Raw genomic sequence first — 15,184 nt, forward strand, 5'->3', positions numbered from 1 at the left:
AATCTGTTGACTAGCAGTCTGACTCCACAAGCACCCACACGAATTGCTTGATTCAGTTGTTAAAGAGCGGTGGGTTGAGCCTTTCGTCTCAACCGAGGCGCGCATTCTACAGCGCCCCGCACATCTGTCAAGTGGTTATTTTCAGAAGTTTTCAAAGTTTCCTTTGCAACTTCAACCACTTGCGCTTTCGATCTCTCGTCAGCGGGAGGCGAATTCTACAGCGTTAGCCGCTGCTGTCAACACCTCTTTTCCAGCGTCTTCGATCGTGAAGATCGAAGTGCCGACGGGACTTGACTGCAACCCCTGCCGACCCCTTCCGGACTTCGATGATTTGAAGTCCTGCACACCCGAAAACTTCATAACTTATTGAATCGCAAGAAGTTTTCCGTTTCGACTGCGCCGGAAGTGGGGCGAATTATAGAGACTCAGAATCTGCCGTCAACCTTTATTTTCTTTTTTAATCAATGCGTTGCAACAGCGAGCGAAAACGCATCCCAAACCACCTTCTTATAATAGAAGAGAAGTCAAACGACACCGGCTTCTCTAAAGGCCGCCACCGCCGCCTCATCCAACCCCAACACTCGTCGCAGCACCTCAAGCGTATGCTCGCCTAATAAAGGAGGCGCGCTTCGGTATTCCACTGGCGTCTCGGACAGCCGAATCGGACTGGCGACCTGTGGCACCTTACCGGCCAACCCGTGAGGCAACTCGATCGCCAGCCCACGAGCCTGAACCTGCGGATCAGCGAACACCTGAGCCAAGTCGTTGATCGGTCCGCAGGGGACGCCAGCACACTCCAACTGAGCGACCCATTCGGCGGTAGTCTTGAATACCGTCGCCTGACGAATCAGTGGGATCAATATCGACCTGTTCGCCACTCGCTGCTTGTTTGTCGCAAAACGGGGGTCGTCAGCCCAGCGTGGCTGGCCGGCGACCTCGGCAAATTTGCGGAACTGACCATCGTTGCCCACGGTGAGAATGAAATCGCCATCGGCGGTAGGAAAATCCTGATAAGGCACGATATTCGGATGAGCGTTGCCCAAGCGCTTCGGCGCATGACCTGTCGTGAGGTAGTTCATTGCCTGGTTAGCCAGGCAAGCTACCTGTACGTCCAGCAAAGCCATGTCGATGTGCTGTCCGCCACCGGCGTGATCGCGGTGGGCCAACGCCGCCAGGATGGCGGCGATGGAATAGAGTCCGGTCAGGATATCCGTCAGCGCGACACCGACCTTCACCGGCCCCGCGCCCTCCTCGCCTTCGGGGCGCCCAGTGAGGCTCATCAGCCCCCCCAACCCCTGGATCATGAAGTCATACCCGGCACGCTTGGCATAAGGACCAGTCTGACCAAATCCAGTAATCGAGCAGTAGATCAACCGTGGGTTGATTGCCTTCAGCGAATCGTAATCCAGGCCATAGGCAGCAAGCCCACCCACCTTGAAGTTTTCAATCAAAATATCGGACTTGGCCGCCAGCTCCCGCACGAGCTTTTGCCCCTCGGGATGCGTAAAGTCGATGGTGACCGATTGCTTGTTGCGATTGGCGGACAGGTAATAAGCCGCCTCGGTCGTATTCTCACCATTCGCATCCTTCAAGAAGGGCGGCCCCCAGGCACGCGTATCGTCGCCATTGCCGGGGCGTTCGACCTTGATAACCTCAGCCCCCAGGTCCGCCAGGATCTGTCCGGCCCACGGCCCGGCCAGCACCCTCGATAAATCCAGTACCCTCAGGTGCGAAAGCGCGCCCATGGCCGTCTCCTTATCAATAGAACGCCTGGATACCGGTTTGCGCACGCCCCAGAATCAGAGCGTGAACATCGTGCGTACCTTCATAAGTGTTCACCACTTCCAGATTCACCAGATGACGAGCGACCCCGAACTCATCGGATATGCCATTGCCGCCCAGCATGTCCCGCGCCATGCGGGCAATCTCCAGCGACTTGCCACAGGAGTTGCGTTTCATGATCGAGGTGATCTCCACCGCAGCCGTACCCTCATCCTTCATGCGACCCAGGCGCAGACAGCCTTGCAAGGCAAGAGTGATTTCGGTCTGCATATCGGCCAGCTTCTTCTGGATCAGCTGATTAGCCGCAAGAGGACGGCCAAACTGCTGACGATCCAGCGTGTATTGGCGAGCGGTGTGCCAGCAGAATTCAGCGGCCCCCAAGGCGCCCCAGGCAATCCCGTACCGCGCCGAGTTGAGGCAGGTGAAAGGCCCCTTCAAGCCCCGCACATCAGGAAAGATGTTCTCTTCCGGAACGAATACGTTATCCATGACGATTTCACCGGTGATCGAAGCTCGCAACCCGACCTTGCCATGAATGGCCGGCGCGCTCAGCCCCTTCCAGCCCTTCTCCAGCACAAAACCACGGATATCGCCGGCGTCGTCCTTGCCCCAGACGACGAATACGTCGGCGATCGGACTGTTGGTAATCCACATCTTGCTGCCCGTCAGGCTGTAGCCGCCTTCGACTTTGCGCGCACGAGTAATCATCGCGCCCGGGTCGGAGCCGTGATTTGGCTCAGTCAGACCGAAGCAACCGATCCACTCGCCGGAGGCCAGCTTCGGCAGATACTTCTGCTTTTGCGCCTCGGTACCAAACTCATTGATCGGCACCATGACTAGCGAGGACTGCACACTCATCATCGAGCGATAACCGGAATCGACACGCTCCACTTCGCGAGCGATCAGGCCATAGCTGACGTAATTCAGCCCACTGCCACCGTATTGCTCGGGGATCGTCGCGCCGAGCAACCCCATGTCACCCATCTCACGAAAGATCGCCGGGTCGGTTTTTTCATGACGGAACGCCTCCAAGACCCGCGGCGCAAGCTTCTGCTGGGCAAACTGCTCGGCAGTGTCGCGAATCATGCGTTCTTCTTCAGTGAGTTGCTGGTCCAGCAACAATGGATCGATCCAGTTGAAGCTCGCTTTAACGGCCATGACAAAACCTCGCCAATCGAGTGAGAAATCGTGGATTGATCCTAGGCGCGGTTTCCTACCAGAGCAAACGAGGATTCCGCATGCTGTTGTGCTAATTTCTCACTCCGTAAACGCCAAAGACCTCGTTTACAACAACCATCAGTGAGGTGAGCGTATATGCGTCGGAAGATCCCCAGCACTGCCGCCTTGGTCAGCTTCGAGGCGGCCGCACGTCATGAAAGCTTCACCAAGGCCGCGCAAGAGCTTTCTCTTACCCAAGGGGCCATATGTCGACAGATCGCCAGCCTGGAGGATTTCCTAGGAGTGGAGCTGTTCCGGCGATCTCGCCGCGGCGTCAAACTCACCGAAGCCGGTATTTCCTATAGCCGTCGGATCGCTACCCAACTGGACGCAGTCGAGCGCGACACGCTTTCGGTGATGGGGCACACCGGCGCGAATGTAATCGAGCTGGCGGTAGTGCCGACATTCGGCACTCAATGGCTACTACCGCGCCTGAAGGACTTCCAGCAGCAACACCCGGAAGTCACCGTCAACCTGACTAACCGCACCCGTCCATTTCTCTTTGCGGACACCGAATTCGACGCGGCTATCTATTTCGGCGATGCAGACTGGTCCGGTACCGAGTCCCACAAGCTCATGGGTGAAAATCCGATGCCGGTTTGCAGCCCCGCTCAGCTGGGTAATCAGACTCACCTGACAGCGGAAGCAATCGCCGAGCTGCCGCTCCTCCAACAAACCACCCGCCCATACGCATGGCGCCAATGGTTCAATGCCCAGGGCCTCAACGTCGCCCGAGACCTGACAGGACCGCGTTATGAACTATTCTCCATGCTTGCCCAAGCAGCCATGCACGACATGGGGATAGCCTTGATTCCACCCTTTCTCATACAGCGCGAGCTGGCGGAAAAACGCCTGGTCGTGGCCAATCCCAACGCGCTGTCGAGCCTCAAGGCGTATTACTTGATGATCCCCGAACGAAAAGTGGAATCGGCATCCTTGCGTGCTTTTCGGGATTGGCTGGTCAAACAAGCGAGGAGCTATCAGCTTGATATACAAGGAAAAGTGATATAACCGAGTCCGGTAGTAAGCTAACCAAAAGCGCTACAGATATAAGTTTTTGTCGCATACAGTCAATCTGTTATGAAATCGGTACAGTAGTCTCAGAACCGTTCAAATACGTGGCTTTGAGCCATATTGCGCAACCCATGTGTGCTCATTCATCCAGCTAATGGGAAGTTTTATCGATTTGCGCCTGAATCCTTGAAAAGCACGGCCTGCACGGGATCAAGCCTAGTGATTGCGACATTCAGTCACAGGGTGACTTGTAGTTAATTTTTCGTCACCAGTCATAATCCCTTGATGGGCTGAATTTTCGCCTGCAAAATGCCGCGCCCCGCCTGATTCGGCGGGATCGTGCTGATCCGCCGCCCCAGCAGCACCATCCGAAGTGCCTGGGCTTACTCAATAAGATCACGCAGGAGATTTGACGTGCACATTGGTGTTCCTCTCGAAACCCAAACGGGTGAAACACGGGTTGCTGCTACCCCGGAAACCATCAAGAAGTTGATCGGCCAGGGTCATAAAGTCACTGTTCAAAGTGGCGCGGGCGTCAAAGCCAGCGTTATCGACAGTGCCTACGAAGCAGCAGGCGCGACCATTGGCAGCGCCAATGACGCATTCGGGGCCGAACTGATTCTCAAGGTGGTCGCTCCCAGCGACAGCGAGCTGATGCTGATCAAGAGCGGCACCGTTCTGGTGGGTATGCTCAATCCATTCAACAACGACATCATTGCCAAGATGGCCGAACGCGGCATTACCGCTTTCGCCCTAGAGGCCGCGCCACGGACCTCCCGCGCCCAAAGCCTGGATGTGCTGTCGTCCCAGGCGAATATCGCTGGCTATAAAGCGGTGTTACTGGCGGCTCATTACTATCCACGCTTCATGCCGATGCTCATGACCGCCGCAGGCACCGTGAAAGCGGCGCGGGTGCTGATCCTGGGCGCCGGCGTGGCCGGGTTGCAGGCGATCGCCACCGCAAAGCGTCTGGGCGCGGTGATCGAGGCTTCGGACGTAAGGCCTGCGGTCAAGGAACAGATCGAATCCCTCGGCGCCAAGTTCGTCGATGTGCCTTATGAAACTGATGAAGAGCGTGAATGCGCAGTCGGTGTTGGCGGCTATGCCCGCCCCATGCCGGCGAGCTGGATGCAGCGCCAGGCCCAGGCCGTGCACGAGCGCGCCAAACAGGCCGACATCGTCATCACCACCGCACTGATCCCGGGCCGCAAGGCACCGACCCTGCTGAGCGCGGAAACAGTCGCACAGATGAAACCCGGCTCGGTGGTCATCGACCTCGCCGCAGCCCAGGGTGGCAACTGCCCGCTGACGGTGGCTGACCAGGTAGTCGTCGAACATGGCGTGACCATCGTCGGTCCGACCAACCTGGCCGGTGAAGTCGCGGCTGACGCTTCGGCGCTGTACGCCCGCAACCTGCTGGACTTCCTGAAGCTGGTCTTCACCAAGGAAGGTCAGTTCGACGTGAACCTGGAAGACGACATCGTCGCCGCGTGCCTGATGTGCCGCAATGGCCAAGTCATCCGTAAAAACGCCTAAGCAGGGATTCAGACAATGGAAGAGCTTATCTCCCCCGGTATCTACAACCTGATCATCTTCGTGCTGGCGATCTATGTCGGTTACCACGTGGTCTGGAACGTTACACCCGCGCTGCACACGCCATTGATGGCAGTCACCAATGCCATCTCGGCCATCGTGATCGTCGGCGCCATGCTCGCCGCTGCGCTGACCGTCACACCACTTGGCAAGACCATGGGCACCCTTGCCGTGGCCCTGGCCGCAGTTAACGTGTTCGGTGGTTTCCTGGTCACGCGCCGGATGCTCGAGATGTTCAAGAAAAAAGCCCCGAAAGCCGTAAAAGAAGAGGCGCCCAAGTAATGAGCATGAACCTGGTAACGACGCTCTACCTGATCGCGTCCGTTTGCTTCATCCAAGCCCTCAAAGGCCTGTCGCACCCCACCACGTCCCGCCGCGGCAACCTGTTCGGCATGCTCGGCATGGCCTTGGCGGTACTGACCACTGTCGGGCTTATCTATAAGTTGGGCGCCGAGCTCGCAACCGCAGGCATCGGTTACGTCATCGTCGGTCTGTTGGTGGGTGGCACCGCCGGTTCCATCATGGCCAAGCGTGTCGAGATGACCAAGATGCCGGAACTGGTGGCGTTCATGCACAGCATGATCGGCCTGGCAGCGGTGTTCATTGCCATCGCAGCTGTCGTCGAGCCTCAGTCTCTGGGCATCGTCAAGCAGTTGGGCGATTCGATTCCGGCCGGTAACCGCCTGGAGCTGTTCCTGGGTGCAGCCATTGGTGCAATCACCTTCTCCGGTTCGGTGATCGCCTTCGGCAAGCTGTCGGGTAAATACAAGTTTCGCCTGTTCCAGGGCGCACCGGTACAGTTTGGCGGCCAGCACAAGCTCAACCTTATCCTGGGCCTCGCTACGCTGGGCCTGGGCCTGACCTTCATGTTCACTGGCAACCTGGGCGCCTTCGCCCTGATGCTGGCCCTGGCATTCGTGCTGGGCGTGCTGATCATCATCCCGATCGGCGGCGCGGACATGCCGGTAGTGGTGTCGATGCTCAACAGCTATTCGGGCTGGGCAGCGGCGGGGATCGGCTTCTCCCTGAACAACTCGATGCTGATCATCGCCGGCTCCCTGGTGGGCTCCAGTGGCGCGATCCTGTCGTACATCATGTGCAAGGCCATGAACCGTTCGTTCTTCAACGTGCTGCTCGGTGGCTTTGGCAACAGCGCCGATGCCGGCGGCCCGGCGGGCTCGAAAGAGGCGCGCCCGGTGAAATCCGGTTCTGCCGACGATGCCACGTTCCTGCTGACCAACGCCGATACGGTCATTATCGTCCCGGGTTACGGCCTTGCGGTGGCTCGCGCGCAACACGCACTGAAAGAGCTGACCGAGAAGCTGACCCATCATGGAGTGACCGTGAAATACGCAATCCACCCGGTAGCCGGACGCATGCCCGGACACATGAACGTCCTGCTGGCCGAGGCCGAAGTGCCCTATGACCAGGTGTTCGAGATGGAGGACATCAACTCCGAGTTCGGCCAGGCAGACGTGGTGCTGGTGCTGGGCGCCAACGACGTCGTCAACCCGGCGGCGAAGAACGATCCGAAGTCGCCTATCGCCGGCATGCCGATCCTCGAGGCGTTCAAGGCCAAGACCATCATCGTCAACAAGCGCTCGATGGCCAGCGGGTACGCTGGCCTGGATAACGAGCTGTTCTACCTGGACAAGACCATGATGGTGTTTGGCGACGCCAAGAAAGTCATCGAAGACATGGTCAAGGCAGTCGAATAAAACCTGCGCGATCCACCCAAAACGCCCCGACTTGTCGGGGCGTTTTGATTTGTATCAAGCCCATTCGTTACCGATCCGGTAATAATGTTTTGCCTGAAACGCCCGTAATAGACGCCTCAAATGCGACTTTTGTAGCGGGACGGGCACGGAGTGAATTCACTAGACTGCGCATCCTGCTTCCAGCCCGAGATAGCCCCCCATGTACCAAGATCGCATCCGCCTGCCTTCGTTGTCGAATAAAGTGATGAGCGCTGCTGACGCAGCTTTGTTGATCGAGGACGGCATGACCGTAGGCATGAGCGGCTTTACTCGCGCTGGCGAAGCGAAGGCCGTGCCTCACGCCCTCGCCGAGCGTGCCCGGATCTCGCCGCTCAAAATCAGCCTGATGACCGGAGCGAGCCTGGGCAACGACCTGGATAAACAACTCACCGAGGCCGGTGTACTGGCGCGACGCATGCCCTTCCAGGTCGATAGCACCTTGCGCAAGGCGATCAATGCCGGCGAGGTAATGTTCATCGACCAACATCTTTCCGAAACCGTCGAGCAACTTCGCAACGCTCAGCTCAAACTGCCCGATATCGCCGTTATCGAAGCGGTGGCTATCACCGAACAGGGCCATATCGTACCAACGACGTCAGTAGGCAATTCGGCCAGCTTTGCCATCTTCGCCAAACAGGTAATTGTCGAGATCAACATGGCCCACAACCCGAACCTGGAAGGGTTGCACGACATCTATATCCCGACCTATCGCCCAAGCCGCACCCCCATCCCCTTGGTAAAGGTCGATGATCGTATCGGCAGCACCGCCATTCCGATCCCGCCCGAAAAAATCGTTGCCATCGTCATCACCAATCAACCGGACTCGCCTTCCACCGTTCTGCCACCGGACAGCGACACCCAGGCCATTGCCGATCACTTGATCGATTTTTTCAAGCGGGAAGTTGCCGCCGGACGCATGACCAACCGGCTCGGACCGTTGCAGGCCGGGATCGGCAACATCGCCAATGCGGTGATGTGCGGCTTGATCGACTCCCCGTTCGAAGAACTGACCATGTATTCCGAAGTGCTGCAGGACTCTACGTTCGACCTGATCGACGCCGGCAAGCTGAGCTTCGCATCGGGCAGCTCCATCACCCTGTCCAGCCGTCGCAATGCCGATGTGTTCAGCAACCTCGAGAGATACAAGGACAAGCTGGTCCTGCGACCGCAAGAGATTTCCAACCATCCGGAAGTGGTACGCCGCCTGGGCATCATCGGCATCAATACCGCGCTGGAGTTCGACCTGTACGGCAACGTCAACTCCACCCATGTCTGTGGCACCCGGATGATGAACGGTATTGGCGGATCGGGTGATTTCGCCCGCAACGCACACTTGGCGATCTTCGTCACGAAGTCGATCGCCAAAGGAGGGGCAATCTCCAGCGTCGTGCCGATGGTCAGTCACGTGGACCATACCGAGCATGACGTCGATATCCTGGTCACCGAGATTGGTTTGGCCGACCTGCGGGGCCTTGCGCCACGGGAGCGGGCACGGCAGATCATCGACAATTGTGTGCATCCCTCCTATCGTCAGGCCTTGAACGAATACTTCGAAGCTGCCTGTGCCCTGGGTGGGCATACGCCACACATCCTGCGTGATGCACTGCGCTGGCACCTGAACCTGGAAGAAACCGGGCGCATGTTGGCGGTTTGATACAGCTGGAATACCGGTGTCGCGAGTACAGTTTTTGCTGGCCATGAAATTCAATGCAGTCCTGGCAAAATCTGTACTGCTGTACCGGTGTTTTCCTACAAGGTATTCCTACCAGAGCGCCGAAAATGACCAAAAACGCACCAAATAAGTGCGAACAAGTACAGTTGCCTCAATATTGACCAGCACACCCCTATTTAACAGTTAACTGGTCTCGCACAATACAGATGAACTGTATCTACAGAGACTGGCCAAACGAGAGGATCATGGGCACCAGTCAAGCCACTACCTGATCCCGCCAAAAGCGGAAGGATGTCAACCATGGAACGTACACTCAGTTCCGAGCTGTTTTTTGAAGACAAAGCTGCAAAAAACCAGGCTTCCCTGCCTCTTCGCGTTATCGCCAACCTGATGCTGTGGCAGCGTCGCATTGCCAGCCGCCATCAACTGGCTCGTCTGGATTCGCGCCTGCTGGCCGATGCCGGTATCAGCGAAGCACAACGCTACGAAGAGCTGAGCAAGCCGTTCTGGCGCTAACTCAGCGTCGCTGGCCCTGACCCGTCGGGTCCACCGCCAGCATCGAATTGAACAAACAAAACCCGTCGCGGGAAACCGCGACGGGTTTTGTCGTTTAAAGGCGTTTAGATTCACTGAGACCTCGAACAAAACAGTTTTAATAAATTGCACGACAGACCAGTACAGTCAGAAGAGTGGAAGATTAAAGCATCCAAATCTTTTGAGAGCTGCCATCTCTCCCGTTCTGACTTAATATCTGGTTGACCGTGGCGAAGCGAGCCGAGCCTGCGTCTGCTCAGGTACCTGCATCGGCGTCACCCCATAACACAAGGAGTTTCATCATGATCCGTCTTCGCCTGCTCAGCGCCGCGACCCTGCTGGCCATAGCCGCCCAAGCCAATGCCAGCAGTTTCATCGTCACCACCGATTCCATCGTAGGCGCCCTCAAGGCCACGTCCGACGTGACCTCCGATGCCACCTCCTCGCTGCGAGACAACAAAGTCGTTCAGGCGGCCCGTGACGACGCTGCCAGCTTCGTGGCCAGCGAAGGCGCAATCCGCGGCGTCAAGCTGGAAAGCGCGCTGGATTACATCCGTCAGCAAGCCCCACAGTTGAAAGCCACCGACGCGCAATTGGCCCAAGCCATATTGGTGATCTGAGCTACATGAAACATCGGGACGCCAAAGGTGTTCCGATGTTTCAGCGCTGGCTCTGGCCCGCCGGTTTGCGCTAGCCTTCAGGTTCGTCATCAACCGTCGAGTCCCATGCGTTTCCATTCGAATCTGTTCGTCACCGCTGTCTTCACCACTGTCTGCTGGTCCGTTCCGGCCCATGCCCTGGATGTCTCCACCCAACAATTGGTCGCCAGCGGCTACGCCACGAGCATGGTGACCTCAGCGCCCTTCGACCATAAAATAGTCGCCGCCGCCCGCGACGACGCCGCGGCATTCATAGCCAGCGACGGGCAATTGCGAGGTGCACGACTGGAATCGGCCCTGGGTTACCTGCGCCAGAACCAGCCAAAACTTCATGCCAGCGACCTTGAACTGGCACAGGCAATTCTCGTCCAATAGTCATCCTTATCTTTCGGAGTCGTTCCATGCGTAGCCCGCTGATTGCTGCCGCCCTTGGCCTGTTGGTATTGGCCGATATGGCCCAGGCGCATACCCTGGTAGCCACCAGTAACATCATCGTCCGCGCCTCCCAGCGCTCGATCGATTTCACCTCCGATACCACCACTTCCATCCGTGACTCGAAAATCGTGCGCGAAGCCCATGACGATGCCGCCAGCTTCGTTGCCAGCAACGGTGAGATCCGTGGCGCACACCTCGAGGCCGCTTTCGATACCCTGCGTGCCCGCGTGCCGGAAGCCCGCGACGCCAGTGACCAGGTTCTCGCCGAAGCCATCCTCGCATTGTGAGGCGGCTCGCCGCCTGGTTGACGACCGGGGTGCTGCTGCTCATGGGCAGCACCGCCCAGGCCGGCCTGCAACTGCACCTCAATACTGAAGGCTTGAGCCCGGCAGAGCAGCAGGCCAGCCAGGCGCTGCTCGATGAAGCCATGCAGGCCTTGCCGCCGCGCTTCATTGAACAGTTGGATCGACGCATCGATGTCGGCTGGACCGACCAGATGCCAGCCAATGCCTATGGCCAGGCCGCGCTGGTGTCGCAGCTCGACCTCAACAGCAATTTGCTCGAAAGCCTCACTGACGGCAGCGCTGCCACGCAGAAGACCCACCGTCCCCACGGCACCGTTAGGCGGGAATTGCTCGCCACCGTCCTGCATGAGCTGACTCATATCTACGACCGCGCGCGCTTGTGGCCCGATGCCGAACGCACGCAGATCCAGCGCTGTACCCGTCGCACCGCAAGTTCCGGGCTGATCGGCCTGCCTGACAATTGCCGAGGCCAGAACGACCGTCGCTTTACCCTCAGCGATGATCCGCGCCTGCTGGATCTCGCCGGCTGGCCGCAATATGTCGGTCGTCGCGGCGAACGCGAACAGCACAACCGCCAGGTCGCCCGCAGCCCGGATCTCTACGAGACCAGCAGCCCCAAGGAATTTGTCGCGGTCAACATGGAGTACTTCCTCCTGGACCCAAGCTACGCCTGCCGCCGGCCCGCCCTGTATCGCTATTACCAGCAGCATTTCGGCTGGGCTCCTGCCGCCAGGGATACCTGCGCCAAATCGTTCGCGTTTCTCAACGCCGGCAATGATTTCGCCAGGACGCCGCTGGGCAAGGTCGATCCGGAACGCGTCTACGCCGTCGACTACCTGCTGGCCGAAGCCAACCAGAACTGGGTCAGCCGTTGGGGGCACAGCATGCTCCGGCTGGTGATCTGCGCACCGGATCGCCCCCGTGGGCCGGATTGCCGGTTGGATCTGGACCAGCATCTGGTGCTGTCGTACCGGGCGTTCGTGGGCGACGTACAACTGTCGAGCTGGGATGGACTGGTGGGCAAGTACCCTTCGCGCCTGTTCGTGCTGCCGCTGGCCCAGGTGATCGATGAATACACCAAGACTGAACTGCGCAGCCTGGCATCGGTGCCCTTGAACCTGTCGCGTACCGAAATCGAGGAAGTAGTCGAGCATGCCGCCGAAATGCACTGGAGCTACGACGGCAACTATTACTTCCTGTCCAACAACTGCGCCGTGGAAAGCCTGAAACTGCTGCGCAGCGGAAGCGACAACGAGCAACTCAAGGGGCTGGACAGCATCATGCCCAACGGCTTGCTCGAAGTGCTCAAGGGTCGCGGGCTTGCCGACACCAGCGTGCTCGACGACCCCAAGGAAGCGTTGCGGCTGGGTTACCGCTTCGACTCATTCCGCGAACGCTACCAGGCCATGTTCGAAGTGTTGAAAAAGCACTTGCCCATCAAGCAACAGACGGTGGAGGACTGGCTGGCCCTGGACGCCGCAGAGCGTCGCGTGTGGTTCGAAAAGGCCGACCTGCGTACCAGCGCAGCGTTGCTGCTATTGGAACAGGCCAGCTATCGTCGTCAGTTGCTGCTGGCTCAGGATGAAGTCAAGCAGCGTTACCTGGGTGCCCGCGAACTTCAGAACGGCGGTATGGAAAGGGCCAACGCTACGCTGCAACAGATCCTCGCCAATAGCGGCTTCCTCAGTCGTCCTGCAGAACTGCTGGGCAGCAGCGGCTATGGCTTGCCACAACCCAGCGAATGGCAGCGGCTGGAATCGGAAAGCAGCCTGCGTCAAAAGCAGCTTCAGACACTGACCGGGGATCTGGACAAGGAAGTCAGGGCCTTGCTCGAGCCAGGTCGGGCCGCAGAAATCAACGCGAACGAAGCCAACGTCAAGGCCATCGGCGAGCATCTGCGCAAACTGCACAAGGCCGGCGGCGGGCTGGAGTTGCCCTGATTATGTGACGCTCTGAAAGGCGTCGAATCTCAGGCTAAGCCAGTCATCTGTCCGTGCTTATGAAAAAAGGGTTCAGAACCAGGTCCTGAACCCTTTTTTCATGACCAAAAACCGCTCCAATCAGCTGAGGCGTGCTTTCTGCACTCCGTCGGCCAGGGCGGCACACAAACTCAATACGCCATCAATCGCCTGCTCCGGGGTGTCGGCGCTGGCGATATGGTCGATCAGTGCGGAGCCCACCACGACACCATCAGCCAACCGCGCAATAGCGGCGGCTTGCTCAGGCGTACGAATGCCGAAGCCGATGCTGATTGGCAAGTCGGTGTGCCGCCGCAGACGTGTGACGGCCTCTTCCACATGCTCCAGCGTCGCGGCACCAGCGCCGGTCACGCCCGCCACCGATACGTAGTACACGAAGCCCGAACTACCGTTGAGCACCGTAGGCAAGCGCACATCGTCAGTAGTCGGCGTGGTCAGGCGGATGAAATCCAGCCCAGCCGCCTGGGCCGGCTCGCACAGCTCGCTGTTGTGCTCGGGCGGCATGTCCACAACGATCAGGCCGTCGACCCCACTGTCCAGTGCCTCGCCGATGAAACGCTGCACGCCATAACGATGGATCGGGTTGAAATAACCCATCAGCACCAGAGGGGTCTGGGTGTTGTCCTTGCGGAACTCGCGAACCATCTGCAAGGTTTTGGCCAGATCCTGCCGAGCCCCCAGCGCACGGATGTTCGCCAACTGAATAGCCGGGCCGTCGGCCATTGGATCGGTGAAGGGCATGCCCAGCTCGATCACATCAGCGCCGGCCGCAGGCAGGCCCTTGAGAATTGCCAGCGAGGTGTCGTAGTCCGGGTCTCCGGCGGTGACGAAGGTCACCAGGGCGGCACGGTTCTGTTCCTTGAGTTCGGCAAAACGGGTTTGCAGGCGGCTCATCAGTGTTTCTCCTGCTGGGACTGTTCCATGTGGTGCATTACGGTTTGCATGTCTTTGTCGCCACGACCGGAAAGGTTGACCACCATCAGGTGGTCTTTCGGCAGGTTCGGCGCGCGTTTGAACACTTCCGCCAGGGCATGGGAGCTTTCCAGGGCCGGAATGATCCCCTCCAGGCGGCAGCACTTATGGAACGCATCAAGGGCTTCGGCATCGGTGATCGAGGTGTACTGGACACGGCCGATGTCGTGCAACCAGGCGTGTTCAGGGCCGATGCCCGGGTAGTCGAGGCCGGCGGAGATCGAATGGGCGTCGATGATCTGGCCGTCTTCGTCCTGCAGCAGGAACGTGCGGTTGCCGTGCAACACGCCGGGGACACCGCCGTTCAGGCTCGCCGCGTGCTTGCCGGTCTCGATGCCGTAGCCCGCCGCTTCGACGCCGATGATTTCGACGCTCTTATCGTCCAGGAATGGATGGAACAGGCCCATGGCGTTGGAGCCGCCGCCGATGCAAGCCACCAGGCTATCCGGCAGACGGCCTTCCTGGGCTTGCAGCTGATCGCGGGTTTCCTTGCCGATCACTGCCTGGAAGTCACGAACCATGGCCGGGTACGGGTGCGGGCCGGCCACGGTGCCGATCAGGTAAAACGTGCTATCGACGTTGGTGACCCAATCGCGCAGGGCCTCGTTCATCGCATCCTTCAGCGTGCCGGTGCCGGCGACCACCGGGATCACCTCGGCGCCGAGCAGCTTCATGCGAAACACGTTGGCCTGCTGGCGTTCGATGTCGGTGGTGCCCATGTAGATCACGCAGTCCAGACCGAAACGCGCGGCCACGGTAGCGGTCGCCACGCCGTGCATGCCAGCGCCTGTCTCGGCGATGATGCGTTTCTTGCCCATGCGCCGCGCCAGCAGGATCTGGCCGATGCAGTTGTTGATCTTGTGGGCGCCGGTGTGATTCAGCTCTTCGCGCTTGAGATAGATTTTTGCGCCACCGCAGTATTCGGTCAGGCGTTCGGCAAAATAGAGGGGACTTGGACGACCGACATAGTCACGCTGGAAGTAGGCCAGTTCCTCGAGGAACGCAGGATCCTGCTTTGCCACTTCATATTCGCGGGCCAGATCCAGGATCAGCGGCATCAGGGTTTCGGCCACATAACGGCCACCGAAGGCACCGAACAGGCCGTTGGCGTCGGGGCCGCTGCGAAGGTTGAAAGGGGTCGTAGGCTGGGTCATCGGGGCGCTCCAGGCAATGCGTAGAAGAACAATGAGCCCACTCTACCCCTGACATGCCACGCTGAAAACCGATAAGATCGCCACAACCTGTCAGGAAATCTCACATATCA

General features: G+C 58.9%; 14 protein-coding genes. 10 read left to right on the top strand and 4 right to left on the bottom strand.

Annotated features, from left to right (window positions below; all coding sequences use genetic code 11):
- Positions 1–524: 524 nt before the first annotated feature.
- Together BT179_RS25285 and BT179_RS25290 are read right to left on the bottom strand one after the other, a co-directional pair.
- Positions 525–1,745 (bottom strand): CaiB/BaiF CoA transferase family protein, encoded by a 1,221-nt coding sequence (locus tag BT179_RS25285; RefSeq protein WP_072432232.1) that lies wholly within the window; start codon positions 1,743–1,745, stop codon positions 525–527.
- A 13-nt stretch (positions 1,746–1,758) separates the two neighbouring features.
- On the bottom strand, positions 1,759–2,940 hold the full coding sequence (locus BT179_RS25290; RefSeq protein WP_072432233.1) for an acyl-CoA dehydrogenase: 1,182 nt from the start codon (positions 2,938–2,940) through the stop codon (positions 1,759–1,761).
- Between the two features lie 156 nt (positions 2,941–3,096).
- Between BT179_RS25290 and BT179_RS25295 the strand changes: the two genes are divergently transcribed.
- From BT179_RS25295 to BT179_RS25340, 10 genes are all read left to right on the top strand, one after another.
- The gene (locus tag BT179_RS25295; RefSeq protein WP_072398024.1) at positions 3,097–4,011 is read left to right on the top strand and encodes a LysR family transcriptional regulator; all 915 of its coding nucleotides are present in this window, start codon (positions 3,097–3,099) and stop codon (positions 4,009–4,011) included.
- Between the two features lie 417 nt (positions 4,012–4,428).
- A complete protein-coding gene (locus tag BT179_RS25300) occupies positions 4,429–5,550 on the top strand; it encodes a Re/Si-specific NAD(P)(+) transhydrogenase subunit alpha (RefSeq protein ID WP_072432234.1) in 1,122 nt (373 codons plus the stop codon).
- 15 nt (positions 5,551–5,565) lie between these two features.
- Positions 5,566–5,889, top strand: a complete 324-nt coding sequence (locus tag BT179_RS25305) for an NAD(P) transhydrogenase subunit alpha part 2 (RefSeq protein ID WP_003187010.1) — start codon at positions 5,566–5,568, stop codon at positions 5,887–5,889.
- Entirely contained in the window at positions 5,889–7,325 is a 1,437-nt protein-coding gene (locus BT179_RS25310; RefSeq protein WP_072398026.1) for an NAD(P)(+) transhydrogenase (Re/Si-specific) subunit beta, read from the top strand. The genes BT179_RS25305 and BT179_RS25310 overlap by 1 nt, the downstream gene beginning before the upstream one ends.
- A 199-nt stretch (positions 7,326–7,524) precedes the next feature.
- Positions 7,525–9,018: an acetyl-CoA hydrolase/transferase family protein gene (locus BT179_RS25315; RefSeq protein WP_072432235.1), complete on the top strand. Its 1,494-nt coding sequence runs from the start codon at positions 7,525–7,527 to the stop codon at positions 9,016–9,018.
- Positions 9,019–9,336: 318 nt separating this feature from the next.
- Positions 9,337–9,552 (top strand): DUF1127 domain-containing protein, encoded by a 216-nt coding sequence (locus tag BT179_RS25320; RefSeq protein WP_072398028.1) that lies wholly within the window; start codon positions 9,337–9,339, stop codon positions 9,550–9,552.
- 320 nt (positions 9,553–9,872) lie between these two features.
- On the top strand, positions 9,873–10,190 hold the full coding sequence (locus BT179_RS25325; protein WP_072432236.1) for a DUF2388 domain-containing protein: 318 nt from the start codon (positions 9,873–9,875) through the stop codon (positions 10,188–10,190).
- Between the two features lie 105 nt (positions 10,191–10,295).
- Positions 10,296–10,604 carry a DUF2388 domain-containing protein gene (locus tag BT179_RS25330; protein ID WP_072398030.1) on the top strand — a complete coding sequence of 103 codons (309 nt, stop codon included), beginning with the start codon at positions 10,296–10,298 and terminating at the stop codon, positions 10,602–10,604.
- Positions 10,605–10,630: 26 nt separating this feature from the next.
- Complete coding sequence (locus BT179_RS25335; RefSeq protein ID WP_072398031.1) at positions 10,631–10,951, top strand: DUF2388 domain-containing protein; 321 nt, start codon at positions 10,631–10,633, stop codon at positions 10,949–10,951.
- Positions 10,948–12,909, top strand: coding sequence for a DUF7844 domain-containing protein (locus BT179_RS25340; RefSeq protein WP_072398032.1), 1,962 nt, complete (start codon positions 10,948–10,950; stop codon positions 12,907–12,909). Before BT179_RS25335 ends, BT179_RS25340 begins: the two co-directional genes overlap by 4 nt.
- Before the next feature lie 120 nt (positions 12,910–13,029).
- Here the strand turns inward: BT179_RS25340 and trpA are convergent, their stop codons facing one another.
- Entirely contained in the window at positions 13,030–13,842 is an 813-nt protein-coding gene (gene trpA, locus BT179_RS25345; protein WP_072398033.1) for a tryptophan synthase subunit alpha, read from the bottom strand.
- Complete coding sequence (trpB, locus tag BT179_RS25350) at positions 13,842–15,074, bottom strand: tryptophan synthase subunit beta (RefSeq protein ID WP_072398034.1); 1,233 nt, start codon at positions 15,072–15,074, stop codon at positions 13,842–13,844. The genes trpA and trpB overlap by 1 nt, the downstream gene beginning before the upstream one ends.
- Positions 15,075–15,184 lie beyond the last annotated feature (110 nt).

Source organism: Pseudomonas sp. NFACC43 (assembly GCF_900119645.1).
Classification (GTDB): Bacteria; Pseudomonadota; Gammaproteobacteria; order Pseudomonadales; family Pseudomonadaceae; genus Aquipseudomonas.

What these genes read in the sequence shown, in the direction of transcription:
- BT179_RS25325 (WP_072432236.1), top strand. Translation starts at nt 9,873, where the DNA reads ATGATCCGTCTTCGCCTGCTCAGCGCCGCGACCCTGCTGGCCATAGCC.
- BT179_RS25335 (WP_072398031.1), top strand. Translation starts at nt 10,631, where the DNA reads ATGCGTAGCCCGCTGATTGCTGCCGCCCTTGGCCTGTTGGTATTGGCC.
- BT179_RS25315 (WP_072432235.1), top strand. Translation starts at nt 7,525, where the DNA reads ATGTACCAAGATCGCATCCGCCTGCCTTCGTTGTCGAATAAAGTGATG.
- BT179_RS25285 (WP_072432232.1), bottom strand. Translation starts at nt 1,745, where the DNA reads ATGGGCGCGCTTTCGCACCTGAGGGTACTGGATTTATCGAGGGTGCTG.
- BT179_RS25320 (WP_072398028.1), top strand. Translation starts at nt 9,337, where the DNA reads ATGGAACGTACACTCAGTTCCGAGCTGTTTTTTGAAGACAAAGCTGCA.
- BT179_RS25310 (WP_072398026.1), top strand. Translation starts at nt 5,889, where the DNA reads ATGAGCATGAACCTGGTAACGACGCTCTACCTGATCGCGTCCGTTTGC.
- trpA (WP_072398033.1), bottom strand. Translation starts at nt 13,842, where the DNA reads ATGAGCCGCCTGCAAACCCGTTTTGCCGAACTCAAGGAACAGAACCGT.
- BT179_RS25330 (WP_072398030.1), top strand. Translation starts at nt 10,296, where the DNA reads ATGCGTTTCCATTCGAATCTGTTCGTCACCGCTGTCTTCACCACTGTC.
- BT179_RS25305 (WP_003187010.1), top strand. Translation starts at nt 5,566, where the DNA reads ATGGAAGAGCTTATCTCCCCCGGTATCTACAACCTGATCATCTTCGTG.
- trpB (WP_072398034.1), bottom strand. Translation starts at nt 15,074, where the DNA reads ATGACCCAGCCTACGACCCCTTTCAACCTTCGCAGCGGCCCCGACGCC.
- BT179_RS25295 (WP_072398024.1), top strand. Translation starts at nt 3,097, where the DNA reads ATGCGTCGGAAGATCCCCAGCACTGCCGCCTTGGTCAGCTTCGAGGCG.
- BT179_RS25290 (WP_072432233.1), bottom strand. Translation starts at nt 2,940, where the DNA reads ATGGCCGTTAAAGCGAGCTTCAACTGGATCGATCCATTGTTGCTGGAC.